Raw genomic sequence first — 23234 nt, forward strand, 5'->3', positions numbered from 1 at the left:
TTTTGTGTGTTCTACTCACACGGTGGCGGGAGACATGTGGGTGGCCGGGGACGCGTACGAGGCCTACATCGGGCGCTGGAGCCGGCGGATCGCGGAGACGTTCGTCCGGCGGCTCGACGCCCCGGCGAGCGGCCGCTGGCTCGACGTGGGCTGCGGCACCGGCGCGCTGACGTCGGCCGTGCTGGCCGCGGCCGACCCCGCGGAAGTCGTCGGCGTCGATCCGTCCGAGCCGTTCCTGGAGACCGCCCGCGCCGGCGTCACCGACCCGCGCGCGACGTTCCAGGTCGCCGACGCGCGTTCGCTGCCGTTCGAAGACGACCGCTTCGACGTCGTCGTGTCCGGGCTGGTCCTCAACTTCGTCCCCGAGCCGGAGCGGGCCGCCGCGGAGATCGCGCGGGTGACGGCGCCGGCCGGCGTGGCCGCCGCGTACGTCTGGGACCTCGCCGAGGGCATGCAGCTGATCCGGCACTTCTGGGAGGCCGCCGCCGAGCTCGACCCGGCGGTGCCCGACGAGGGCCGCCGCTTCCCGCTGTGCCGCCCGGAACCGCTCGGCCGCCTGTGGACCGAGGCGGGTTTCGACGCGGTGTCCGTCGAGGAGATCAAGGTCCCGACCGTGTTCACCGGCTTCGACGACTACTGGACGCCGTTCCTGGGCGGCCAGGGCCCGGCGCCGACGTACCTCATGACGTTGCCCGAAGCGCGCCGCTCACAGGTCCGCGAACTGCTGCGCAGCCGCCTGCCGACGAACCCGGACGGCTCGATCCCGCTGTCGGCCCGCGCCTGGGTCGTCAGCGGAGTCCCCGCATGACGAAGGCCGCCCCTTCCGGGACGGCCTTCGTGCGGTGGGTCAGAGACCGGCCTGTGACAGCCAGTCCTTCGCGACGTCTTCGGCCTTCTCGCCGTCGGAGTCGACGCGCTTGTTCAGGTCCCGCATGACATCGGTCGTCAGCTTCGCGCTCACCGCGTTGACGGCGGTGGCGAAGTCGGCACCGCGCTCGTCGAGCACCTTCTTGTTCACCGCGGGCACGACGTTCTCGGTCGGCACGATGTTCAGGTCGTCCTTGAGCACGGTGTAGTTCGAGTCGCCGGTCAGCGGGCTGACCGAGTCGACCGGGATCACCGTGACAGCCCCGGACTTGAGCTGCTCGACCCGCGGCCCGGCTTCCTGGATCGTCTGGAAGGTCGAGTTCGTCAGCTTGTAGACGTCCTTGAAGCCCTGGTAGCAAGGCAGGCGCTTCTCGCACTCGGGCGGGCCCGCCATGACGACCTTGTCCAGCTTCTTCAGGTCGCTGATCGAGGCGATGCCCTTTTCCTTGGCCAGGTCGGACTTGATGATGTAGGTGTTCTTGTCCTCGGCCGGGGCGAAGTTCAGCAGCGAGACGCCGCTGGGCTCGAACAGCTTCGCCAGCTGGTCGTGCTCCTCCTGCGCCGTCTTCCCGGCGTCCTTGCCGAAGCCGGTCGTGATCGCCGCGCCCTGGTACTCCGGGATGAACTGCAGCTCACCGGACTTCAGGGACGGGTAGATCAGCTCACGCGAGCCCAGGTTCAGCTTGCGCGTCACCGGGTAGCCCTTGGCCTCCAGCGCCTGCGCGTAGATCTCGGCCAGGATCTGGCTGTCGGTGAAGTTGAAGGACGCGACGACGATCGGCGCCCCACCCTTGCCCGGCGCGGCGGGCTTGTCACTGCTGTCGCTGCCACCCCCACAGGCGGCCAAACCGAGCGTCGCCGCGACGGCCACCGCCATCACGGACGCGTTCCGGAACCAGCGCACGAATCCCCACTCCCTCGTCACTCGAACAGACGAAAGGACCCTAGCCCTGCCCACCGACAAGGATCCACATGTTGGGAGAAAAGCGCCAGAATTCCCAGTCTGCGGAATTTCACTGCCCGATCGGGGTAGGGTCGGCCGGTGCATGTGACCGCGGTGACCCCGTTGGCCGCCGACAGCGGACCGCCGATCTTCCAGTGGCGCTGGGTCGATCGCAACGCCGACGACATCGCCCAGCGCTTCGTTGAGCACATCTCGCTCACGGGCGCCGCGCTCGGCATCGGCCTGGTCGTCTCGATCGGGCTGGCGGTGCTGTCCTTGCGGTTCCGCTGGTCGTACGGCGTCATCCTGAGCACCGCGGGCGCGTTGTACGTGATCCCGAGCCTGGGCGCGTTCGCCGTGCTGGTGCCGTTCTTCGGGCTGACGTTCGTGACAGCGATGATCCCGCTCGCGACGTACACGCTGCTCATCCTGATCAGGAACATCGTCACCGGCGTCGATCAGGTGCCCAACGAGGTCCGCGAGGCCGCGATCGGCATGGGCTACACACGCGGCCGGCTGTTGTGGCAGATCGAGCTGCCGCTGGCGCTCCCGGTGGTGATCGCCGGCCTGCGCGTCGCCGCTGTGACGACCATCGGCCTGGTCACGGTCACCTCGATGCTCGGGCTGGGCGGTCTGGGCTACTTCATCCGCGCGGGCATCCAGACGGCGACCCCCAACCCGACGGAGATCATCGTCGGCGTCGGGCTGTCGGTGGTCCTCGCGGTGGTCGTGGATCTGCTGCTGTGGTTCAGCGAACGCCTGCTGGCACCCTGGACCCGGAAGGTGCGGGCGCGATGAGCTTCCTCGACCAGGTGAACGCCTGGCTGTCCGACCCGAACCGCTGGAGCTGGACGGACAAGGCGGGCATCCCCTACCGGACGCTCGAGCACCTCAGGTTCTCCCTCCTCGCGCTGGTGATCGCGGCGGTGCTGACGATCCCCGCGGCACTGTGGCTGGCCCACTACCGCCGGGGCGCGTTCCTCGCGAGCAGCGCGGTCAACATCGGCCGCGCGATCCCGAGCTTCGGCTTGATCATCCTGTTCTGGTTCCTGGCCAGCCGCTGGGAGCTGGACACGACGTTCTGGCCGCTGCTGCTGGCCCTGGTCGCCCTGGCGATGCCACCGTTGTTCACCAACACGTACGCGGGCGTGGTGTCCCTGGAGCAGGAAACGGTCGACGCAGCCCGCGGCACGGGCTACCGCGAGTGGCAGATCATGCTCAAGCTGGAACTCCCGCTGGCGTCCCCGGTGATCCTGGCGGGCGCCCGAGTGTCGTTCCTCCAGCTGATCGCCACGGTCGCAATCGGCGCCATCGTCAACGACGGCGGCGGCCTGGGCCGCTACATAGTCGACGGCTTCGCACTGGGAGCGCAGGGCTACGGCGAGATCTTCGCCGGCGGCCTGGCCGCGGTGGTCCTGGCCCTGGTGTGCGACGGCGTGTTCGCATTGCTCACCCGCCTGGCGACACCGCGAGGCTTGGCCCTGCAGAACGCCCGCCGCGACTAGCGCCCGGCCCGCCGGGGCACCCCTGCCGCCAGGTTGGTCCTCCCATGGCCGGTTTGACTCCCGTCTGGGCTGCAGGCCTTCCGTTGTGCGACACCCCCTCCGTCGTACGGCACCCTCTTCCGCCGTGCGGCAACCCTTCCGCCGTAACCGGCTCCCGGCAGCCGGGCGCCGACTCCGCCGTCGGGTGGACCTTCTGCCAGCTGGTCCCCAACCACCGAGTGCCGCTACCTCCCACCCGGGTGGCCCCTTGCCCGACAGCCTCTCCTTCGTCCTACTGGCTTTCTCTTCAGCCAGGTGACGACCCCTTCGCCCGATCGGCTCCCTCGGCCGAGTGACAGTCCTTCCTCCGACCGCTCCCCGTCCGCCGGGTGGCGCTCCCCCAGCCGAGTGGGGCCCTCCCCCTCCCCTCCCACCACCGCCTGTGCCGGAGCAGTCCTCGCCCTGGCGTCGCGTCGGCTAGAACGCGCCGGTCAGGATCAGCACGCCGAGCGCGATCAGCACCGCCGGCAGCACCACGTGCCCCCAGCGGGCGAGGGCTCGGGCGACGCTCGGCCGGGTCGCGAGGAAGCGGCCGATCACGCACCACAGCGCCACTCCCGCCAGGAACACCACGCCGTAGCCGGCCAGGCCCGCGGGGCCGGTCGCCGCGAACGCGGGGACGTACACGCCGATGTTGTCGCCGCCGTTGGCGAAGCACACCGCCGCGACCGCGAGCACGCCACTCGCCGGTGCCGGTTCGTCGTCGTCCCGGCGCCACGCCTGCCAAGCCGCGCGGATCCCGAGCAGCACCGGCAGCACGCCCAGCCACCGGACGGCACCGTCGGGCAGCAGCCCCGCCCCGAGCGCGCCCGCGACCGACGCGGCCAAGATCGCCGCGAAGCCGAGGAACTGCCCGGCCACGACCTTGAGCTCACCGCGACGTCCGGCCGCCTGGCCGAAGAAGACCGCGAGCAGCACCAGGTCGTCGACGTTCGTCACGGCGAACATCGCGGCCGCACGCCCGATCAACCCGACGTCCACTCCGACCCCTCCGGAAATCCGCTTGGCAGGAGCCGCAGCGGCACAGGACGATTCTGCCCATGCCCGCCGTCACGCGCCGCGACTACACCGGTCCGGAGGACCTGCGGGCCATGCAGAGCCTGGCCCAGCGGATCTGGTCGCGGTCGAGTTCGGTGCACGTCGGGGATCTCGCGTGGCAGCGGTTCCAGCACGTGGGCCGCGAAGCCGAGTGGCCGACCGTGCTGTGGGAAGCGGGTCCCGAAGTCGTCGCCTGGGGCTGGGTTTCGCTACCCGGCGGGCTGGCGCTGCTCGTCGATCCGGCCCGCCCCGAACTCGCGTCCGAGGTGCTCGGCTGGTTTGAGGACACCGCCACCGCCGCCGCCGAGCTCACTGTCACGGTGCTCGACGCCGAGAAGCATGTCATCGCCGCGTTGGAGCAGAGCGGTTACGCGCTTCCGGAGAGTTCCGTTCACCAGTCGTATATGTCTCGCCTCCTCGAAGATCTGCCGGTACCGGTGGTGACCGGCGGGTTCACCGTCCGCCCGGTCGGTGCGGACGATCTGGCCCGGCGCGTGGCTGTGCATCGTGCGGTGTGGCACCCGTCGCGGGTGACCGAACCGAGCTACCGCAACGTCATGGGGGCCTGGCCGTACCGCGACCGGCTGGACTGGGTCGTGGAAGCACCCGACGGCCGGTTCGCCGCCCAGTGCCTGATCTGGCTCGACGACCGCAACGCCGTCGGCGAGCTGGAGCCCGTCGGAACTTTGCCGGAGTTCCGACGGCTGGGCCTGGCCCGCGCGGTGTGCCGCGCTGCACGCGGCGCGTGACGCCGGCGCTCGCGAAGCCGTGGTGTATCCCGTGATCGGTGATCCGAAGTCCCCAGCTGCCCTCCCGTTGTATCGCGATCTCGGCTTCCACCCTTATGCGCGCACCCTCACCTTCACCCGGACCCGCCGTCGTATCCCTCCTTCGTCGGGGTCCGCGTCCCCGGAGGGCGCACACCAACGAACGTAACGGCCGCGATGCGCGGCCTGTCCGATTCGGCGCCGGATTCGGGGCGGTTATCCACATCGGGATCGACCTGTGGACAACTCGGTGGATTTCCTTTGCGCGGCCCGAAATCGTCGGCGCTGGCCGATAGAGTTGAGACCGGGGGCGCCCCCACGCGCGGGGAGTGGAAGAGGACAAGCCTTGTATGGCAAGGATGTTCGGCGTGTTGAAACCGGGGCGAGCAGCGGCAATCGACGGGATTGCGTCCGGACGATCAACCGGTAGGACAGGCCCGGCTTCGCGTCCGGACGATCAATCGGTCCACGGGGCTGGCCCCACGGACGGGCGACCAGCCGCTGCGGCAAGGCGACCTCTGGCAGCGCGACCAACACAAGCCCGGCGACCAGCCGGATGATCAGCTAGCCCGGCAGGCGGCGATCAGGCGCTCGACCTCGGGCCCGAGCGGACGATCCTCGTCCAGCGGCGGCACCACCGACCGCACCCATTCGTACGACTCGCGGAGCCCGGCGGCCCCCTTGCCCTCAGCTAGATATCGCGCCTGGGAGCCCGTGATCAACTCGCATGCCGTGATCGCGAACAAGTGCGCCGCAGCCGAACGCAGCTGCTCCCCCGCCGCCCACGCAAACGCTTGCACGTCCTCCTGGCCGGCCGAGGTGTCGATCGAGCCGAGGGTCGCGGGAGTCGCGAGGCGGCGCAGCGCGTGCAGCTCACCGACCGCGCGCTTGTGCAGCGGCACCAGTCCCGCTCGCGGCCCAGGATCGGCCGTGAGCTGCGCCGGGAGACCGCTGAAGCGCTCGTCCAGCAGCCGATGCATCCGCTGCACCGACACCTCGCCGACGTGCACCAGCGCCGCCGTCAGAGCGTCCATCCGTAGTCCGAGGTCCACTGCGTGGTAGCCAGTGCCCGGCACGAACTCGCCGTCGACGAACGACGGTGAATCCCCGGGCATCGATTCCCAGCGCAGCCACGTCTCGCGCAGGTCCGTGGCGACGCGGTCCGCATGCGCCAAGGCGCGCGGCGCGACCCGCACCGAGAGCGGCGCCTGGACGACGTCCGGGCGCACAAAACCGCCGCTGACCAGGTCGTTCAGTTCTTCCAGCAGACGCCGCAGGTGGTCGTCGCCGCCGGCCATGACCGGTGCGAACACCGCGCGGGGCGCGCCGAGGACGTCGATCGCGAAGGCAGCAGTCAGCGTCTGCAGGCGGATCAGTCGCCGCGCCTCCGCCCAGCCGCGCTGCGCGTGCGTCACGGCCAGTGGAGATCCCTGGATCAGCGACGCGCCTTCCTTCGGTCCGAGGACATAAGGCGTGGCGCCACGCGCGGCGAGCGCCTCGGCCGCGGGCGTCTCGACGCCGTCTTCGAGGACCGTTCCGATGCCGAGGAATGTCTGGAAAGCGTGTGACAGCGGGATGATCTCGCCCGAACTGCCGAGTCCGGTACGCGGAATCGCCGGGGTGAAACCATCGTTCAGACGGTCGACCAGGAACTGCACCAGGTCCGGGCTCACGCCCGACCACGGACGCAGGAAGTCGCGCAGCCGCACCACAAGCAGCGCGCGGACGTCTTCCGGCGGCAACCACGGCGGGCCGCCGACGGCGCGGCCGATCAGCAGGTTGCGCTGGTGTTCGGCCTGCTGCCGCGCGTCGAGCGCGACGCCCGCGAGGCGGCCCATCCCGGTGTTGACGCCATACACCGGGATTTCACCCTTTCGGAGGGCCGCCAAGACCTCGTCCCGACGCGCTTTCAGGGCTGCTACCAGCGGTTTGGTCAGAACCAACCGTTCACCGTCGGCGAAATCGCTTCCGGTGACGATCATCGGTACGGCAGCATGGTGCCGACGCCGGAAGCTTCGGCACGGGCCAGGATCATGTTCGCCACCGCGACGTCCGTTGTGGACAGTCCGCGGTGCCAGAACAGGATCCGCTCGGCGTCGTGCTCGCGGCCGGGCTTCTTGCCCGCCACGATGTCGCCGATCTCGGCGTGGACCCCGTCCGCGGTGAGGAGGCCGGCGTTGAGCTGCGGGCGCAGGGCGCCGAATCGCGGGTTGCCGGACTGCGATTCGCGCCAGTCGTCGACGACGACCTTGTCGATGTCGTCGAGCAGCGTGAGCTCCAGCGCGCTGATCGTGCCGTAGGGCACCAGGAAGGTGCCCGGCCGGAGGTACTCGCGGCGCACCAGCGCCTCGGGTTCGACCAGCCGGGAGGCCTCGACCTGGATGTCCGCGCCGTCCAGGGTCTCCTCGGCCGTGGCGCAGACGCGGACGTCCTTGCCGAGCCGCTCGGACAGCCGGCGGCCGAAGTCCTCACGTGACTCCGGGCGCTTACTGGTCACGCGGATCTCGGCGAAGTCGAACAACGAGTCGAGGAGCACGACGTTCCACCAAGCGGTACCGCGGGCGCCGATGTGCCCGAGCACCCGTGAGTCCGGGCGGGCGAGGTACTTCGCGCCGACGGCGGTCATCGCGCCGGTGCGGGCTTCGGTGATCATCGTGCCGTCGACGATCGCCCGCGGCATGCCGGTGTCCGGGTCCAGCAGCAGGATCAACGCCATTTCCGAAGGGAGGCCCCGTTCGAAGTTCCCCACGAAGTCACCGACGACCTTGACGCCACTGACCTGCTTCGCCGACAGGTGGCCACGAAGAATGTTGAAGTGGCCCTTGCCGCCGTTGTCCGGCACGAGGTGCGTACGCGGCTCGAAGACGACCTGGCCGCGGCCGTGGTCGGCGAGCACGTCCTCGACCGCGCCGACGATGTCCGCGTCCGTGACACCGAGCGAATCGATGTCGGCGCCGGTCAGGTACCGGAGCCAGACCGACGTCACTGCGCGAGACCCTCGATGACCTCGGCCCCGGGCAGCGCGGCCAGCGCGGCGCCGGAGATCAGCAGCTTGCTGCCGCGGATCCCGCTGCCGATGACCAGCTCAGGCGCGTCGGCGACGGCCTTGTCGATCAGGATCGGCCACTCGGCGGGCAGGCCGACGGGCGTGATGCCGCCGTACTCCATCCCGGTGAGTGAGACGGCTTCGTCCATCGGCGCGAACGACGCCTTGCGGACGTCGAGGCGGCGCTTGATCACGCCGTTGACGTCGGCGCGGGTCGTCGCGAGCACGAGCGCGGCGGCGAAGCGGACTTCGCCGGAGCGCTTGCCGGCGACGACGACGCAGTTCGCGGACGCCGTCAGCGGCGAGCCGTAGGCCTCGCAGAAGGCGGCCGTGTCGGCCAGCGACGGGTCGATTTCCGTGACGCCGATGGCATCCGGCTCGGCTAGTGCGGCCAGCGCCTTGGCGACGGGCTCGGCGAGGAGGTCAGTACGCGTGGGGGCGGGAACGACAGTCAGGCTCCCGGCGATGGTCCAGGTCACGACCCCATTAAAACAGCGCCCCCGCCGAGTGCGACGGGGGCGGGAAGGAGCTCACCAGTTGGAGCCACCGCGCTGGACCTCGATGAGCTTGGGGCGGACGTCCACGATGTAGACGAGCGCCGCGGCCATCGCGGGCACCCAGAAGATCATCCCCGGGCCCATCACGCTGAACAGCGCCATGGCGAGCGTCGAGCCGCCGGTGATCAGCATCCAGATGGGCTTGGTCTTGCGGTCGGCGGCCGAATAGGCGTCGGCACGCTGCAGCAACGCGTGCACGAAGGCGAAGAGCCCGACCAGCGCGCTGCCCCAGTGGATGACTTCGAGGATCCAGTAGGCAACTAGCACAGCCACAGCTTACGGCAAACCGCCCGAACGACCCCGGCCCCGCCACCGGAGGTCCGATGGCGGGGCCGGGTGTTCACGGCGTTTTTACTTGTCGGCCTTCGGCGCGACCGGCTTCTTCGCGGCGGTGCCGGTGGTCGTCGTGGTGGTCCGGCGGGCCGGGGCGGCGGTCTTCGGGGCCGTCTTGTTCGCGACCTTGCGGGACACCGAGCGGGTCTCGTGGGCGACGTCGTCACCCAGCTCCTCGACGGCTTCGGCGGCTTCGCCGGCGACCTCGGTCACCTTGCGGGCGGTCTTCTCGCCGACCGAGCGGGTGCGCTTGGTGAAGGTCGACAGCACGCCGTCGACGCGCTCGCGGACGTCGGTGGTGACGTCCTCGACCTGGCCCTGCGCGGTGGTGAGGGCCTCTTCGAGCTGCTCGATGGCCTTCTTGACCTGCGGCTGCGCGGAGAACTTGTCCCACGCCTGCTCGCCCGACTCGGCCAGCTTGTTGTACAGCTTCAGCGCGGCCTCGGTGTACTCGTCGATGACCTTGCGCAGCTCGGCCGGGTCCAGCTTCTCGCGGAGGCTCTCGACGTCGGTCGGCAGCTCCTGCAGGTTCTTGCGGGCGCTCTCGCTGCTCTTGGCCACGTTCTCGCGGGCCTTGGCCACGGCGTCGGTGACGGCCTGGCCGGCCAGGTTGCCGGCGCCGAGCGCGGCCAGCAGCGGGGTGCGGACCTGGTCGAGGGCGGTGTTGACGGCCTTCTTGACGTCTTCGGTCTTGGGGGTGGTCATGCTGACTCCTTCTTGGTGTCTGCGGCTGGCGAGGTGTCTGTGGTGTCTGCGGTGGGGGATTCGGCGGCCGGCCGTGCCGCGGCGTTCTCCCGTCGGAAGGACTCGAAGACGTCGAGCAGGACCTGCTTCTGCCGCTCGGTCAGCTCGGCGTCGGCGCGAATCGCGTCGCCCACCGGACCGCCCGTCGGCAGATCGAGGATCCCGGCCTGCACATACAGCGCTTCAGCTGAAATGCGCAGTCCCTTGGCGATCTGTTGCAGGATCTCGGCGCTGGGCTTGCGCACCCCGCGCTCGATCTGACTCAGGTACGGGTTGGACACTCCGGCGAGCTTCGACAGCTGGCGCAACGAGATCTTCGCGGTGTTGCGCTGCTGGCGGATGTACTCGCCGATGTCGGAAGCGAGGTCCGCGACCTTCTCCATGGGGCTGCCGGATCCTGGCTGCGTCCCACCGGTTTCTGTCATCCGGTCACCTCCTTGCGACACCAACGACGCTACGCGCGCGTGCTAGCTATTGCAAGCACTCTGCTTGCACATCGGGTGTGGTGGTGCTCACCGCTAACGTGGTCGCATGACGAGCTCGGGCCGGCTGCGGCGACGGCTCGTCGAGCTGCTGCTCGACGAGGACGTCCTGCACGCCCCGGAATGGATCGCCGCGTTCCGCGCGGTGCCCCGCCACGTCTTCCTGCCGCGGTTCTTCACGCGGGCGGGCGGGCTGTGGGCGGCGGTCGACCGGGGCGACCCGGGGTGGCTGGAGGCCGTCTACTCACGCGACGTCCTGGTCACCCAGCTGGACGACGACCCCGGCCGCTGGGAGCTCGCCCGGACCACCGGCCCGGTGACGGGCACGCCCACGAGCTCGTCGAGCATGCCCGCGATCATGGCGATCATGCTCGAGGAGCTGCGGGTGCGGGACGGGCAGCGCGTGCTCGAGATCGGCACCGGCACCGGCTACAACGCCGCTCTGCTCAGCCACCGCTGCGGCGCCGGCCAGGTGTCCACTGTGGACATCGACCCGGTGCTCGCCGCCGACGCGCGCGAGCGGCTGGCCGAGGCGGGCTACCGACCGTCCTGCGCGGTCGGCGACGGCGCGCTCGGTTTCCCGGCGGGGACCGTCTTCGACCGGGTGCTGTGCACAGCGTCGGTGACGTCGATCCCGCCGGCGTGGCTGGAGCAGACGGTGCCGGGCGGGCTGATCGTGACAACGCTGAACCGGCCGATCGGTGCCGGGCTGGTCCGGCTAGTCGTGGGTGAGGACGGCACCGGGCAGGGCCCGGTCCTCGCGCGCGATGGCCGCTTCATGCCGCTTCGCGCGCACCGGCTGCCGGAGGCGGACCCGCTGCCGATGCCGTCGCGCGACGACTGGGAACAGACGCGGCTGCCGATGTCGATGGTGCTCCAGCCGCGCAAGCAGTTCGAGTTCTTCGCCGGGCTGTCGCTGCCGGGCGTCCGGGCGGTGCGCGAGCACGACGGCCTCGACCCGAACACCGCGGGCGGCCCGGGCGAGGCCGGCCTCGCGCTGGTGCACCCGGACGGCTCCTGGGTCCGCCACCGCAAACGCGCCGGCGCGAACGAAGTCGCCCAGGGCGGCCCGCGAGCGCTGTGGGAGGTCGCCGAAGCGGCGTACGTGGAGTGGTGCGAGCTGGACAAGCCCGACCGCGACCGCTTCGGGGTGACGGTGACCGGCGAGCGCCAGGAGTTCTGGCTCGACGCCCCGGACGGCCCCACCTGGCCGCTGGCCTGACGCGCCACGCCGAAACCGCGGCTCACGCTGACGCAGGCCGCGCTCTCGACGGCCGCAGCTCGCACCACGGCAGCTCGCCCCGACGGCAACAGCCCACCCCGAAGACCGCGGCTCACGCCGACAGCGGTTCGCTCCGACCGGAGCAGCCCGCCGCAAAGGCCGCAGCTCACGCGACAGCAGTTCGGTCCGACGGGAGCAGCCAGCCCCGAAGGCAGCGGCTCACGCCGACGCCGCCCACGCCCGCAACGAACCGCAGCTCACGCCGCAGCAGCTCACGCCGACGGCAGCAGCTCGCCCCGATCGGAGCAGCCCACCGCAAAGCCGCAGCCGGGCCGACCCGGCCGGCCAGGGTTCGCGAGGCCGGGCCGGCGGCGGGAACCGGCCGCGCCGGGCGTGGCGACGAGCCCGCGACCTTCACCGGCCCCAGCCCTGCTCACGCCAAAGCCCGACGGCCACAGCCCGCCATCTGACGTTTCCCGCTCAGGCCGCACCGAGAAAGAGCGACTCGCCGCAGGGCGGCCCCCACCCATCCCAGGGGGGGCGTCCCCGATCCCAGCGTATCGCCACTGACCTGCGAAAACGGGGGGTGCGGGAATCTGTGGACAACTTTCGGCCTGTGGATGGCGGACTTGACAGTCGCGCTCAGTCGCGCTCAATCCGGCTTAACCCGGCAGGTGGGACCGGATCCACTTCTCCGCGTGGTCCGCCGTTGCTTCCGGTGGGACGTCTGTGGTGTCGAAGACCTCCACGCCCAGCTCCGGTGCCGACTTCTGGAGCCAGTCGTTGAACTCCAGCATCTCCTCGATCCTCGGCTCGTCCCACTCGCGCCATGCCGGGCGCGCGCGCAGGCGGCGGCGTAGGGACTCCGCCGAACCGACCAGGGCCAAGTAGTGGATCTCGCTGAAGAACACGCGTTCCGGTAGCGGCTCCAGCTCCGGTGGCGCGACCGTGCCGCACAGGACGACCGGGCGGCCGTTCTGGTGCAGCATCGCCGCCATCCGGAGCCAGGCCGCGCGGAACGCTCGGATGTCGCCGCGTAGGGCGTCCGCCCAGAGGACGTCTTGCTCCAGCACCACCACTTCGCCCGCGAAGCGTGACGTCAGCAGGGGGCCCACCGTCGACTTGCCGGCGCCGCTGGGGCCCGTCAGCGCGAACAGCGGCAGCCTGCGAAACGGCCACCGATGTCCGCACCGGACGCACGAAAGTTCCGCGCCGACGGCGACCGGGCGGTCTGCCCGGTCGCCGCACGACGGGCAGATCCGCAGGTCGAGCGCCACTTCAGTCGAAGAGGTTCTCGAGGAAGCCGCGCTTGCGGTGGCCGTGGCCGTGGGGCCTCGGCGAATCCGAATACCCGCCGCGGTGCGGCCGCGGCGAGTCCGAGTAACCGCCGCCGCGGTACCCCTTCGGCGAGTCCGGGTAGCCGCCGCCCCGGTACGGGCGCGGCGAGTCGGACCGGCCGTACTGCGGGGCCGCCCCGCCGTACGGCGGTGGCTGCTGGCCGCCGTAGAAGGAGGTTTCCGCACCGGCGATGGCTTCGAGCTCACCGCGGTCCAGGAAGATCCCGCGGCAGCCCTCGCACTGGTCGATGTGGACGCCGTTCTTGTCCACGGTTCGCATCTGGTTCTGACACTTCGGACAAATCACTCATCCGAGACTACGCATGTTCGGCTCAGCAGGCGCAGAGGCAGAACGGGTGCCCTACCGGATCGGCGTAGACGCGGAAACCCTTCGGCTTGTCGTCCAGGAGCTTCGCGCCCAGGTCCAGCACGCGCGCGTGCGCCGCTTCCATGTCCGTGACCTCGAGATCGAGGTGCATCTGCTGGGGGTTTTCCGCGGACGGCCACGCCGGCGGCCGGTAGTCGGGCACCCGCTGGAACGCGATGCCCGCGCCGCCGGCCGGGTTGGGCAGCGTCACCCAGTGGCCGTCGTCGGAGACGTCGGGTGCGCCCCAGTCCAGCACTGCCCGGTAGAACTCGGCCAGGGCCACCGGGTCGGGGCAGTCGATGGCCACCACACCCAGCGTCGGTACCGCACCCATCTTCGCTCCCTTCGATCACGGATAACCAGTGAACGAATTATGTAGGTTAGCGCACGAGGGTGCAACCACCTTCCGCCGTACACTGGTTCGGTGCACACCGACGCTTCCCTCGTGGTGGAGTTCCTCAACACGGTCAACGTCGAAGAGGGCGCGGACCTGCTCGAACATCCCGGGCCGTGGCGCGAGTGGGCGGCCGGGCACGCGCTGACGGCCAATCCGGCCGCCGAGGCCCGTGCGGCGCGGGACGCGCTGCGGGCCTCGATCGGCGATCCGCGGCTGCCCGGCGGCAGCGTCGACGTGGGCACCCGGATCTCCCTCACCGACGCCGGCCCGGCGCTGATGGCGGACGACGTCGTCGGCGCGGTGTTCGCCGCCTGCGCCCGCCTGGTCGTGCGCGGCGACTGGATCCGGCTGAAGATCTGCCCCGCCGACACGTGCCTGTGGGCGTTCTACGACGAGTCGCGCAACCGGTCGCGGACCTGGTGCTCGATGCGCGTCTGCGGCAACCGCGAAAAGGCGCGCGGCTGGCGGGCCCGCGCGGCCACCGGCTGAAAGCGGAACGAGCCGCGAACACCACCGGCGGTGCGCGCAGGCAACACCCGAAGACCGGTACGAGCGGCCGACGACGACCGCAGCCGGCCGGGCCCGACCAACTGCCCGAGCCGCGCAACCGGTCGCGGACCTGGTGCTCGATGCGCGTCTGCGGCAACCGCGAAAAGGCGCGCGGGCCGGCCGGCCCGCGCGGCCACCGGCTGAAAGCGGCTGCGCCTCGGCGGACGCCACCGCGTACTCAGGTGGACGACACGGGCCCGCGCGGCCACTGGTTGAGACTCTCATCCGAGCGGTCGACCCCCGACCAGCTGTGGACAACTCGCCACACCAGCACCACATATCCACGGCCCGGGCGGGGTTGCCCCCACACGTTGTGGACAGCCGTTAGGCCATCACCGTGAAAAGTTGTGGATAACCCGGGGGATAACTCAGCTTCCTGTGGACAACTGGTTTGAACCTCTCTCGGGTGTGGTATACGGAACGGCCGTCAGAACAGCAGCTCCGCCACGGCGTAGATGACGAGGCCGGCGAGCGCGCCCACGACCGTGCCGTTGATGCGGATGAACTGCAGGTCACGGCCCACCTGGAGCTCGATCTTGCGGGACGTCTCCTCGGCGTCCCAGCGCTCCACCGTGTCCGTGATGATCGTGGTGATCTCCTGGGAGTAGTTCTTCACCAGGTACACCGCGCCGCCCTCGACCCAGCCGTCCACCTTGCCGCGCATCTGGTCGTCCTCGACCAGGCGCGTGCCCAGGGACATCAGGCCGAGGCGGACGCGCCGGCGCAGTTCGCTCGACGGGTCCTCCGCCGCGTTGAGGAGCATCTCCTTGGCCGTGCTCCAGGCCGAGCCGATCAGCCGCTGCACCTCTTCGTGGTGCACGATCTGGCCCTTGACCTGCTCGGCGCGGGCCATCACGTCCGGGTTGGTCTGCAGGTCCTGCGCGAACTCGCCGAGGAACTTGTCCAGCGCCAAGCGCATCGGGTGGTTGACGTCGGTCTTGACCGCCCACGCGAACGAGAGCACCTCGCCGTAGACCTTGTCCGCGAGCATCTCGTCGACGAACTTCGGCGACCAGCTCGGCGCCCGGTCGGACACCACGCGCAGCATCGTCGTGTGGTTCTCGCGCACCCACTCGTAGGCCTGGTCGCACATCAGGTCCACGAGCTTGTGGTGCGCGCCGTCGGCGAAGACGCCCTGCAGGATCTTGCCCAGCGGCGGGCCCCACGGCTTGTCGATGATCCGCCGCGCGACGGCCTGCTCCATGATCGCCTGGACGTCTTCGTCGCGGAGGACCCGGACCGCGGCCCGGACCATCGTGGCCAGCTCGGACGTCACGCGCTCGGCGTTGTCCTCCTGCGCGACCCAGGCACCCAGACGGCGGGCGATCTCGACGCGCTTGAGCTTGTCGCGGATGACCTCCTCGGAGAGGAAGTTGGACCCGACGAACTCGCCCAGGCTGTTGCCCAGCGCGTCCTTCTTGTTCGGGATGATCGCCGTGTGCGGGATCTTCAGGCCGAGCGGGTGCCGGAAGAGCGCCGTGACGGCGAACCAGTCCGCCAGCGCGCCGACCATGCCGGCCTCGGCCGCGGCCCGCACGTAGCCGACCCAGCCCGCCCAGCCGCTGGACTGCGCCCAGCTCGCCAGCAGGAACACGACGGTGGCGCCGATCAGGAACGACAGCGCGACCAGCTTCATCTTGCGCAGCGCGCGCCGCTTTTCCGCTTCACCGGCTGCGCCGCCTGGCGGATCGGCCGGGGTCACCTTGGCGGGGGTCAGTTGCTCCACACCACCATTGTCCGCGAGGATCGCTGATCGTGCGCGAACCTGCTCTCGTCCCCCGGCTGCGGCCCTTCACGTCGACCATCTTCGCCGAGATGACGGCGCTGGCCGTCAAGCACGACGCGGTCAACCTCGGCCAGGGCTTCCCGGACACCGACGGACCCGCCGGCATGCTCGACGCGGCCAAGAACGCCCTGTTCGGCGGCGCGAACCAGTACCCGCCGGGGCCCGGCCGCCCCGAGCTGCGCGCGGCCATCGCGCGGCACCGGCTGCGCTACGGCACCGAGTACGACCCGGACACGGAGATCCTGGTCACCGCGGGCGCCACCGAGGCCATTGCGGCAGCGTTGATGGCGCTGACCGAGGCCGGCGACGAGGTCGTCGTCATCGAGCCGTACTACGACTCCTACGCCGCCGCGGTCGCGATGGCCGGCGCTCAGCGCCGGGTCGTCGGGCTGGTCGAGCGCGAGGACGGCCGGTTCGGCCTCGACGTCGACGGGCTGCGGGCCGCCGTCACGCCGCGGACCCGGGCGATCCTCGTCAACTCGCCGCACAACCCGACTGGCACGGTGTTCACCCGCGCCGAGCTCGAGGCGCTGGCCGCACTCTGCGTCGAGCACGACCTGATCGCGATCACGGACGAGGTCTACGAGCACCTGGTGTTCGACGACGCCGAACACGTCCCGCTGGCCACGCTGCCCGGCATGCGGGAGCGGACCGTGAGCATCTCCAGTGCCGGCAAGACGTTCAACTGCACCGGCTGGAAGATCGGCTGGGTCTGCTCGACGCCCGAGCTGGTCGCCGCGGTCAAGGCGGCGAAGCAGTTCATCACCTTCGTCTCCGGCGGGCCGCTGCAGCCGGCCGTCGCGCACGCGCTCGACCACGAATTGCCGTGGGTCGACGGCCTGCGCGCGAGCCTGCAGGAGAAGCGCGACCGGCTTTCGGCCGGGCTCGCCGACGCCGGGTTCACCGTGCGGCCGACGGCGGGCACCTACTTCGTCTGCGTCGACGTCCGGCCGCTCGGTTTCACGGATGCTGCCGATCTGGCGTGGGAGCTGCCCGGCCGGGTCGGGGTCGCCGCGGTGCCCGTCAAGGTGTTCACCGATCACCCGGACGAGTGGAAACATCTTTTGCGTTTCGCGTTCTGCAAGCGCAACGACGTCATCGACGAGGCCATCACCCGGTTGCGCAAACTGGTCTGACGTCCGCCGGCGGCGCGTCCGCGGCGCCGCGGACGCGAGTCCCTCACATGCCGCATCGCTTCGTGACGCTCTGCCACCGCCGGAAGCGCGCGAACGCCGCCGTCCGGCCGCCGATGGTCACGGACCGCAGCCTGCCGTCTCACAATTCGGAAACATGCTGATCGGTTCGTCGAAATCGGCGAACGCGCACCCAGCGCGACCGCTCGGGCACGGTCCGCGACCCGGCCCACGAAAACATCAGGTCAACGCCGAATGGGCCCCACTCCGGCACTCGTCCGAATGGCCGCAGAGAGGCGTCCGAACGGCACTGAGAGTGATCAACTCGTCGGCCGTAGATACCTTGCCCGGTAGGGCCGTTCCGCCTTACGGGCTGGATAGAACGCGGGAGAGATGAAAGACTCCCGAGCGGTGCTAGAAAGAGTGCAGCCCCGGGGGATCTGCGACCTGGCCGGAGAAAGACCCCAGCAAGATCAGACTCGAGCGGGCATCGCGAGAGCCTCAGGCGCGGATGGTGGTGGTGGCGGTGAGTGGCACGGTATTCGTGCGCCCCGGCGCCCCGGCGCGGCCCGCTTTCACAGCCGGTGAAACCCCTTCGCGGAGGCGCGCTCCGCGCCCGTGGGCGGCAGCGCTGCCCCGGCCCGCGGCCCGGATCCTGCTCGCCGGCGGGCTGACGCTGGCCGGCTGGCTGCTCGGCGCCGCACTGGCCGGCAACACCGCTTCCGCCGCCGAGACGACGACGTCGTCCTGCCCGCACTCCTCGGTGTCCCGCTCTTCGGAGTCCACTGTGGAGCACGGCAAGCACGGCCACCACCGCACGAGCCACCGGGACAACGGCGCCGCCACCTGCGCGCAGCAGCCGAAGTCCGACGACGGCACGAAGACCGACGACACAACGCAGACGGACGAAACGCCGGCCGCGGAGACGAAGACCGTCGAGAAGCAGTCGGTTCAGCAGCAGTCGGTCGAGAAGCAGAGCCTGGCGAAGGTCAGCGCGAAGCAACAGTCCACGAAGGACGTCCAGACCGACGAAGCGCCTTCGGCCAAGAAGACCACGACGGCCACGTCGTCCGGTGGCCTGCTCGGCGGGCTCGTCGGCGGCGTCCTCAACGTCGTCGGCGGGACGCTCACCACCGTCACGGACACCGTCGGCGCGGTCACGCACACCGTCGCGGCCGTCACCGACACGCTCAGCCACACGGTGCTCGCGCCGCTCACCCAGCCGCCCGCGAACAACCCGGACGCGCCGGTGCTGCTCCCGCTCGACGACATCCTGGCCCCGGTCCTCAACGGCGGGTCGAACTCGGGTGGCGTCACGGCGACGGTGCCCGACGCCGTGAGCGGCGTCGTCACGCAGGTGACGACCCCTGTCACCGGGACCACGTCCGTCGCGACGCCGACGTCGACGCCGGTCGCCGCGACGGAAGAAACCCAGACCCGCACCGCGGTGGTTCACCTGGTCGAGGTGCGGAACACGCTGCCCGCCGTCCACCAGGAGCAGCCGCGCGACTCCGGCGTCCACGCCCGCAATGGCGGCGACTCCTCCCCCGGTCTTCCCGGCCTCCCCGGCGGGACGTCGGCGCCGAGCGCGCCGGCCAGCAGCGCCGCCCCGGGCCACGACGGCTCCGGCGGCGCCCGCCCGCAGTTCGCGGTGCACTCCGACGACGTGACCACCACGCAGCTGAAGCTCATCGGAGCCAGCCGCGACCACGACGTCGACGGCGCGGGGCGCGAAGCCGCCCTGCCCACCACCTCCCCCGACTGACCCGACCGGGTAACCGGGGAGAACTGCGTCCAAAACAAGATCATCTTGCCGGACGTCCACGCTGATAACGCGTAGTGTTTTCCCTGCTCAAGTACGTAATCCGTGACTCTTTCACGTCTCGTGACGCTTAACCGCGTCCGACGTACCCCAGGGGCCTTCCATGCGCACCACCCACAGTCTTTCCGACCGGCCGACCGCGCCCGGCCGGGTCGGATCCCGGTCCCGGCGTCGCACTGCCCCTGCGACGCCGGGACCCACACCGGGCGTGCTCCGGGAGTTCCTGCTCACCGCGCCGAGCAGGGACTCGCTTTACCGAGAGCCCGCCTGAGCCGCCGGCTTCCCGGCACGTCGAGGGGCTGTGCCGGGAAGCCGCGGTACCCGCAGCGGAGTCACGTACCGCTGCGGGTGGTGGAAACAGACCGGTGCGCCGGATGCACACGAACGCCGCCCATCCCTGGGAGCAGGCTCGCATCCGGCGCACCGGTTTGTTCTTTCTAGGAGATCGGGACGTCCAGGGAACGCGGGGTGCCCTGGACCGCGGCCGCTGCGGCGCTCAGCCGCCGGACGGCTTCGTCGATCCGCTCCGGCGGCAGTGAGAACGGCAGCCGGATCCAGCGCTCCAGGCCGCCGTGGACGCCGAAGCGCGAGCCCGGCGCGATCTGGATGCCGTGCCCCGCGGCCGCCACCGCCAGCCGGGAGCTCACCGGCTCCGGCATCCGGCACCACAGCGAAAGTCCGCCCTCGGGCAGGCTGAACGTCCACTCCGGCAGGTGCGTGTGCACCGCCGAAACCAGGGCGTCGCGGTTGCCGCGCAGCTCCGTGCGACGGCGGCCCAGCGCGGCCCAGCCCTCGTCGCCCAGCAGCTCCGTGAACACCACCTGCTCGAACACCGGCGACCCCAGGTCCACCGCGTAGCGCGCCGAAACCAGGCGGCCGAGCAGGTCCTCCGACGCGCGGATCCAGCCGATCCGCAGCCCGCCCCAGTGCGACTTCGACGCCGAGCCGACGCAGATCGCCAGGTCGCCGGCGAACGCGCCCAGCGGCGGCGGGCCGTCCAGCGGATCACCCTCGAGGTCCAGCTCCACCAGCGTCTCGTCCACCACCACCGGCGTCCGCGCGCGGGTGAGGACCGCGCCGAGCCGTTCGCGCCCTTCGGCGTCCAGGCGCAGGCCGGTCGGGTTCTGGAAGTCGACGACGAGGTAGGCGAACCGCGGGGCCGCCTGGCGCAGCGCCGCGTCGACGCCGGCGATGTCCCAGCCGCGCGCGCCGGTCGGGTCGAGCGCCACCGGCACCGGGATCGCGTGCGCGGCGCGGATCGCCTCCAGCGCGTTCGGGTACGTCGGCTGCTCGACCAGCACCCGGTCGCCCGGGCCCGCGAGCATGCGCAGGGCCAGCACGAACGCGTGGTGCGCGCCGTTGGTGACCATGACCTGCGCGGACGTCGTCGGCAGCCCGCGCTCGGTGTAGCGCTGGGCGATCTTCTCGCGCAGGCCGAGCAGGCCGCGCTCCTGGTAGCCGTGGTCCCCCAGGTGGCCGAGGAGCTCGCGGCGGGCCACGTCGACCGCGCCGATCATGCCCGGGATGGCCGGCGAGGACGCGTGGGTGAAGTCGATCAGGTCGTCGCCGGCCGCGGCGAGCGGCTCGCGGCGCCGCCGCCCCGGCGCGGCGATCCACGACCCCGCGCCCCGGCGGCTGGCGACGAACCCGTTGTCCCGCAACCGGTCCAGCGCGCCGCCGATGAGCGTCCGGCTGGCGCCGAGCGCGTCGGCCAGCTCGCGCTCGGCTGGCAGCCGGGTGCCGAGCGGGAGCTGACCGTCGAGCACCTGCAGCTCGATGGCCGCGGCGAGGTCGGCCGCGCCCTGCCGGGAGCCTTGCCGCCACGAGCCCAGCATGACGGCCAGTCGCGGACCGGAGATGCGTCCACCCAGTGGGAGCGTGGGTTCCATCAGACCAATATCCTGGAATTGGCTATGGTTTACAAGGCCACTTGACGTCGATAGTGGTGACGTGGCTCAGATCGATCTCCGGCCCGTCCGGATCTCCCGTGACCCCGCCCGCCGCAGCTTCCAGCTGTTCGCGGGCCTCGCCCTCTACGGCGCCAGCGTCGCCCTGGTCACCCGGGCCCGCCTGGGCCTCGAACCGTGGAGCGTGCTGGCCGAAGGCGTCATGAAACGCACCGGTCTCACGTTCGGCACCGTGACCGGCGTGGTCTCGGTGGCCGTGCTCCTGCTGTGGATCCCGCTGCGCCAGCGGCCCGGGATCGGCACCATCGCGAACGTCGTGGTCATCTCGGTGGTGGTCGACCTGGTCCGGGCGGTGCTCCCGGACCAGCACGACCTCGGCTGGCAGATCGCGCTCCTGGTCGGCGGGGTCCTGCTGAACGCCGTCGCGACCGCCACCTACGTCGGCGCCCGGCTCGGCCCGGGCCCCCGCGACGGCCTGATGACCGGGCTCGCCGGGCGCACCGGCTGGTCGGTCCGGCTGGTCCGGACCGGCATCGAGATCACCGTGGTCGGCGCGGGGTTCCTGCTCGGCGGGACCGTCGGGGTCGGCACCGTGCTCTACGCCCTCGCGATCGGTCCGCTGACCCAGGTCCTGCTGCCCCTGGTCGTGTGGCGCGAACCGCAACGCGAAGAGCAGGAGCCCGTTCACTAGGCGCTCTTGCGCTGCTGCACGGTCCGCCGCAGCGTGATGTAGTCGGCGCCGCGGCGGGCGAGGACGTCGTCGGTGCCGCGCTGCTGGGCCAGCGCCAGCAGGATGTGCTCCTGCCCCAGGTGCTTGTCCCCCAGCCGGACGGCTTCCTTGAGGCTCAGCTCGAGCGTCTTCTTCGACTGGGCGGTGAACGGGATGTGCCCGCGCTTGGCCTTGCCGAGCCGGCCGGCGAGGGCGCCCGCGCCGTGGGTCTGCTCGACGCGTTCCACGATCTGCTCGACGTCGATGCCGAACTCGGTGAGCGCTTCGGCGTCGGTGTCGCTGACCCCGCCGCGGCGCCGGGTGCGCTCCAGTTCCGCGGTGACGTCTTCGGTGGAGACGCCCAGCTCGGCGAGCAACGGGACGTCGGCCTTCAGCAGCCCGGCGAGCAGGTGCGGTGGCGCGATCTCCACCGACCCGGACTCCCGCGCCACGATCTGCGCCTCGATGACCGCCATCCGCGCGTCTTCGGTGAACCTCTCGAACATCAGTGCCTCCCGTACTTCTTGTGCACGGCCTGCCGGCTGACCCCCAGCTCGGCGGCGATCTCCTGCCACGACCACCCGTGCATCCGCGCACTGCGGACCTGCACGGTCTCCAGTTGTTCCACCAGCCGCCGGAGCGCGGCGACCGCTCGCAGTCCCACTCGGGGATCGCGGTCGCCGGCCCGGGCGGCCAGGTCCGTCGCTTCCGTCATGATGTCAACCTACGTTGACGTCACGGCCTTGTCAACCTGAGTTGACGTCGTCAGCGCGAGGAACCCGCCCGGGAGCCGTACAGTCGGGTGATGCCCGAGATCGTGATCGCCGAGCGGGCCGGGGTGGGCGCCGACGGCCACCCCCGCCCGACCGAAGACCACGTCGTCGTGCTGGACAACGCGGTTCTGCTCCTCGACGGCGCCACCTCGTCGGACCCCTCGCTGCCCCCGGGCGGCTGGTACGCGGAACGGCTGGCCCGGCGGCTCGCCGACGACCTGCGCACGACCCCCGAAGCCGACCTCACCGACGTCCTGACCACCGCGATCGCCGTCGTCACGGCGGAGAACGAGCTGCGCCCCCAGCGCTCGCCGTCGAGCACCGTCGCGGCCGTGCGCTGGCTCGACGACCGCGTCGACGCGCTGGTACTGGCCGACAGCCCGGTGATCGGCTTCGGCGACTCCGAGGACTTCGGCACCCAGGGCGTCGACGTCGTCTCGGACGACCGGCTCGCGGGCCTGCGGCGACGCGGGATGCTGCAGACCGGCGCCGACGTCCGGCGCCGGCGCAACGCGCACGACGGCTTCTGGGTCGCCGAGGCCGATCCGGGCGCCGCCGCGCACTCGGTCCGGCGCAGCTGGCCGCGGGCCGACGTCGACGCCGTCCTGCTCGCGAGCGACGGCGTGTCCATCGGCGTCGACCAGTACACGCTGTTCGACTGGCGCGAAGTCCTGGCGACCACCCGCGCCAAGGGGCCGGACGCGGTCCTCGACGCCGTCCGCACAGCGGAGAAGCAGGACCCGGACGGCGACCGCTGGCCGCGCCCGAAGCGCCACGACGACCAGGCGCTCGTCCTCGTCGACTTCGCGGCCTGTTCCAGAGTCTGATTCCGGGGTCTGATTCCGGGGTCTGATCCAGGGGTTATTCAGGGTCTTCCCGGATCACCGCCGTCCGCTTCTTCGGGACCCTGG

25 protein-coding genes and 1 pseudogene are annotated in these 23234 nt (G+C 71.0%); 11 read left to right on the forward strand and 15 right to left on the reverse strand.

Annotated features, from left to right (window positions below; genetic code table 11):
• The first annotated feature begins 22 nt into the window (after window positions 1-22).
• Window positions 23-808 (forward strand): class I SAM-dependent methyltransferase, encoded by a 786-nt coding sequence (locus tag OG570_RS08865; RefSeq protein ID WP_326956192.1) that lies wholly within the window; start codon window positions 23-25, stop codon window positions 806-808.
• A gap of 39 nt (window positions 809-847) precedes the next feature.
• Here the strand turns inward: OG570_RS08865 and OG570_RS08870 are convergent, their stop codons facing one another.
• Window positions 848-1771 (reverse strand): ABC transporter substrate-binding protein, encoded by a 924-nt coding sequence (locus OG570_RS08870; RefSeq protein ID WP_326956193.1) that lies wholly within the window; start codon window positions 1769-1771, stop codon window positions 848-850.
• 138 nt (window positions 1772-1909) lie between these two features.
• Between OG570_RS08870 and OG570_RS08875 the strand changes: the two genes are divergently transcribed.
• Together OG570_RS08875 and OG570_RS08880 are read left to right on the forward strand one after the other, a co-directional pair.
• Window positions 1910-2608 (forward strand): ABC transporter permease, encoded by a 699-nt coding sequence (locus OG570_RS08875; RefSeq protein WP_326956194.1) that lies wholly within the window; start codon window positions 1910-1912, stop codon window positions 2606-2608.
• Entirely contained in the window at window positions 2605-3315 is a 711-nt protein-coding gene (locus OG570_RS08880) for an ABC transporter permease (protein ID WP_247060229.1), read from the forward strand. Before OG570_RS08875 ends, OG570_RS08880 begins: the two co-directional genes overlap by 4 nt.
• A 456-nt stretch (window positions 3316-3771) precedes the next feature.
• Here OG570_RS08880 and OG570_RS08885 read toward each other — a convergent pair whose 3' ends face one another.
• Window positions 3772-4335, reverse strand: coding sequence for a cadmium resistance transporter (locus tag OG570_RS08885; protein ID WP_326956195.1), 564 nt, complete (start codon window positions 4333-4335; stop codon window positions 3772-3774).
• A 59-nt stretch (window positions 4336-4394) separates the two neighbouring features.
• Here OG570_RS08885 and OG570_RS08890 point away from each other — a divergent pair, with 59 nt between their 5' ends.
• The gene (locus tag OG570_RS08890; protein WP_326956196.1) at window positions 4395-5141 is read left to right on the forward strand and encodes a GNAT family N-acetyltransferase; all 747 of its coding nucleotides are present in this window, start codon (window positions 4395-4397) and stop codon (window positions 5139-5141) included.
• A 578-nt stretch (window positions 5142-5719) separates the two neighbouring features.
• Here the strand turns inward: OG570_RS08890 and OG570_RS08895 are convergent.
• The 6 genes from OG570_RS08895 to OG570_RS08920 form a co-directional block, all read right to left on the reverse strand.
• Window positions 5720-7141 (reverse strand): aromatic amino acid lyase, encoded by a 1422-nt coding sequence (locus tag OG570_RS08895; RefSeq protein ID WP_326956197.1) that lies wholly within the window; start codon window positions 7139-7141, stop codon window positions 5720-5722.
• Window positions 7138-8145, reverse strand: coding sequence for an ornithine cyclodeaminase family protein (locus tag OG570_RS08900; protein WP_326956198.1), 1008 nt, complete (start codon window positions 8143-8145; stop codon window positions 7138-7140). Before OG570_RS08900 ends, OG570_RS08895 begins: the two co-directional genes overlap by 4 nt.
• Window positions 8142-8684 carry a YbaK/EbsC family protein gene (locus OG570_RS08905; RefSeq protein ID WP_326945841.1) on the reverse strand — a complete coding sequence of 181 codons (543 nt, stop codon included), beginning with the start codon at window positions 8682-8684 and terminating at the stop codon, window positions 8142-8144. Before OG570_RS08905 ends, OG570_RS08900 begins: the two co-directional genes overlap by 4 nt.
• A 51-nt stretch (window positions 8685-8735) precedes the next feature.
• The gene (locus OG570_RS08910; protein WP_247060222.1) at window positions 8736-9029 is read right to left on the reverse strand and encodes a DUF2516 family protein; all 294 of its coding nucleotides are present in this window, start codon (window positions 9027-9029) and stop codon (window positions 8736-8738) included.
• An 84-nt stretch (window positions 9030-9113) separates the two neighbouring features.
• Window positions 9114-9800, reverse strand: a complete 687-nt coding sequence (locus OG570_RS08915) for a hypothetical protein (RefSeq protein WP_326956199.1) — start codon at window positions 9798-9800, stop codon at window positions 9114-9116.
• Window positions 9797-10222 carry a helix-turn-helix domain-containing protein gene (locus tag OG570_RS08920; RefSeq protein WP_247060220.1) on the reverse strand — a complete coding sequence of 142 codons (426 nt, stop codon included), beginning with the start codon at window positions 10220-10222 and terminating at the stop codon, window positions 9797-9799. Before OG570_RS08920 ends, OG570_RS08915 begins: the two co-directional genes overlap by 4 nt.
• 148 nt (window positions 10223-10370) lie before the next feature.
• Here OG570_RS08920 and OG570_RS08925 point away from each other — a divergent pair, with 148 nt between their 5' ends.
• A complete protein-coding gene (locus OG570_RS08925; protein ID WP_326956200.1) occupies window positions 10371-11543 on the forward strand; it encodes a methyltransferase domain-containing protein in 1173 nt (390 codons plus the stop codon).
• 662 nt (window positions 11544-12205) lie between these two features.
• Here the strand turns inward: OG570_RS08925 and OG570_RS08930 are convergent.
• From OG570_RS08930 to OG570_RS08940, 3 genes are read right to left on the reverse strand one after another with little or no spacing between them, the layout of a single operon-like run.
• Complete coding sequence (locus tag OG570_RS08930) at window positions 12206-12820, reverse strand: nucleoside kinase (RefSeq protein ID WP_326956201.1); 615 nt, start codon at window positions 12818-12820, stop codon at window positions 12206-12208.
• A 1-nt stretch (window position 12821) separates the two neighbouring features.
• Entirely contained in the window at window positions 12822-13187 is a 366-nt protein-coding gene (locus OG570_RS08935; RefSeq protein ID WP_326945838.1) for a TFIIB-type zinc ribbon-containing protein, read from the reverse strand.
• 25 nt (window positions 13188-13212) lie between these two features.
• A complete protein-coding gene (locus OG570_RS08940; RefSeq protein ID WP_326945837.1) occupies window positions 13213-13581 on the reverse strand; it encodes a VOC family protein in 369 nt (122 codons plus the stop codon).
• 90 nt (window positions 13582-13671) lie between these two features.
• Here OG570_RS08940 and OG570_RS08945 point away from each other — a divergent pair, with 90 nt between their 5' ends.
• Together OG570_RS08945 and OG570_RS08950 are read left to right on the forward strand one after the other, a co-directional pair.
• Window positions 13672-14133, forward strand: a complete 462-nt coding sequence (locus OG570_RS08945) for a CGNR zinc finger domain-containing protein (protein ID WP_326956202.1) — start codon at window positions 13672-13674, stop codon at window positions 14131-14133.
• Window positions 14134-14240: 107 nt separating this feature from the next.
• A pseudogene (locus OG570_RS08950) lies at window positions 14241-14306 on the forward strand (CGNR zinc finger domain-containing protein); the annotation flags it as partial.
• Between the two features lie 314 nt (window positions 14307-14620).
• Here OG570_RS08950 and OG570_RS08955 read toward each other — a convergent pair.
• Window positions 14621-15919, reverse strand: coding sequence for a DUF445 domain-containing protein (locus OG570_RS08955; RefSeq protein WP_247060214.1), 1299 nt, complete (start codon window positions 15917-15919; stop codon window positions 14621-14623).
• A gap of 29 nt (window positions 15920-15948) precedes the next feature.
• Between OG570_RS08955 and OG570_RS08960 the strand changes: the two genes are divergently transcribed.
• A complete protein-coding gene (locus tag OG570_RS08960; protein ID WP_326956203.1) occupies window positions 15949-17115 on the forward strand; it encodes a pyridoxal phosphate-dependent aminotransferase in 1167 nt (388 codons plus the stop codon).
• Window positions 17116-17638: 523 nt separating this feature from the next.
• Window positions 17639-18877, forward strand: a complete 1239-nt coding sequence (locus OG570_RS08965; protein ID WP_326956204.1) for a hypothetical protein — start codon at window positions 17639-17641, stop codon at window positions 18875-18877.
• Between the two features lie 494 nt (window positions 18878-19371).
• Here the strand turns inward: OG570_RS08965 and yczR are convergent, their stop codons facing one another.
• On the reverse strand, window positions 19372-20823 hold the full coding sequence (yczR, locus tag OG570_RS08970) for a MocR-like transcription factor YczR (protein ID WP_326956205.1): 1452 nt from the start codon (window positions 20821-20823) through the stop codon (window positions 19372-19374).
• Between the two features lie 61 nt (window positions 20824-20884).
• Here yczR and yczE point away from each other — a divergent pair, with 61 nt between their 5' ends.
• Window positions 20885-21532, forward strand: coding sequence for a membrane protein YczE (gene yczE, locus OG570_RS08975; RefSeq protein ID WP_326945831.1), 648 nt, complete (start codon window positions 20885-20887; stop codon window positions 21530-21532).
• Here yczE and OG570_RS08980 read toward each other — a convergent pair.
• Complete coding sequence (locus OG570_RS08980; protein WP_326956206.1) at window positions 21529-22056, reverse strand: Clp protease N-terminal domain-containing protein; 528 nt, start codon at window positions 22054-22056, stop codon at window positions 21529-21531. The two genes, yczE and OG570_RS08980, sit on opposite strands and share 4 nt — an antisense overlap.
• The gene (locus OG570_RS08985) at window positions 22056-22265 is read right to left on the reverse strand and encodes an ECF-type sigma factor (protein WP_326945829.1); all 210 of its coding nucleotides are present in this window, start codon (window positions 22263-22265) and stop codon (window positions 22056-22058) included. The genes OG570_RS08980 and OG570_RS08985 overlap by 1 nt, the downstream gene beginning before the upstream one ends.
• Before the next feature lie 90 nt (window positions 22266-22355).
• Here OG570_RS08985 and OG570_RS08990 point away from each other — a divergent pair, with 90 nt between their 5' ends.
• Window positions 22356-23150: a hypothetical protein gene (locus tag OG570_RS08990; RefSeq protein WP_326956207.1), complete on the forward strand. Its 795-nt coding sequence runs from the start codon at window positions 22356-22358 to the stop codon at window positions 23148-23150.
• Window positions 23151-23234 lie beyond the last annotated feature (84 nt).

Source organism: Amycolatopsis sp. NBC_01286 (assembly GCF_035982555.1).
Classification (GTDB): Bacteria; Actinomycetota; Actinomycetes; order Mycobacteriales; family Pseudonocardiaceae; genus Amycolatopsis.